This is a genomic window from Winogradskyella litoriviva (genome assembly GCF_013249065.1).
Classification (GTDB): domain Bacteria; phylum Bacteroidota; class Bacteroidia; order Flavobacteriales; family Flavobacteriaceae; genus Winogradskyella; species Winogradskyella litoriviva.
The window spans coordinates 1-700 of sequence record NZ_JABRWQ010000032.1 but is presented as its reverse complement, the minus strand read 5'-3'; the positions used below and the strand labels follow the sequence as shown (position 1 = coordinate 700).

General features: G+C 31.6%; 1 protein-coding gene. It reads right to left on the bottom strand.

Annotation, left to right across the window (positions count from 1 at the left end; all coding sequences use genetic code 11):
• Positions 1–140 precede the first annotated feature (140 nt).
• The gene (locus tag HNV10_RS17100; protein WP_173302683.1) at positions 141–671 is read right to left on the bottom strand and encodes a hypothetical protein; all 531 of its coding nucleotides are present in this window, start codon (positions 669–671) and stop codon (positions 141–143) included.
• Positions 672–700: the final 29 nt, after the last annotated feature.

Sequence of the window (700 nt, the reverse complement as noted above, 5' to 3'; positions counted from 1 at the left end):
CAACGTTGTTGTGTATGGTTAGTTGCGCGGTTAAGCAACTAATTTAGTAAACTTTTACGAACCCGTGAATATTCCGCAGGAATATTCGCAAGTAGAGAAGAATACAGCAATTAATTATACACGGTGTTGTGGTTAGTTTTTTATTTTTTCAGATACCAAGACCTGTTTTTTAATTCAGTCAAATCACTTGCAGGAATTCCATTCAATTCGGTCATTTTTCCGCAAAGTTGTTCAAAATCCCCATTTTCATTAAAAGCCATATCCATTATGAGGTCAGTTTCTCCAAATCCACCAGCTCCAATTAATATTTCATCTGATGTTCTAAATTCTTTACTTAATTCAGTTATTATTTTAAACAATTCAGCTGATACATTTTTTTCGTTTAAGTATAAACTTGAGAATCTTTCTATACAACCAATGTGTATGACTTTTTTAAAAATATCAATATTAAAACTATCTCCTTCTCCAGTAATGTATTCAGGATTTCCATTTTCGGAAGGAATATAGCTAATCCACCAATTCTCATTTACTTTTTTTGTGAATGTTCCGTATTCCTCTAAATGCAAAAATTCAGATTTCAGTCTGTCATAAGCACTTTTCAGTTTTTGTTTTATTTCCTCAACTGAATATTCTTTTTCTTTCGGAATTATACAGTCAATATGTGTCCCCATAGTTTGTTCTCAAATTAACCACAACGTGT

Bases quoted from the DNA above. Each gene is read 5' to 3' on its own strand.
- HNV10_RS17100 (WP_173302683.1), bottom strand. From the start codon at position 671: ATGGGGACACATATTGACTGTATAATTCCGAAAGAAAAAGAATATTCA.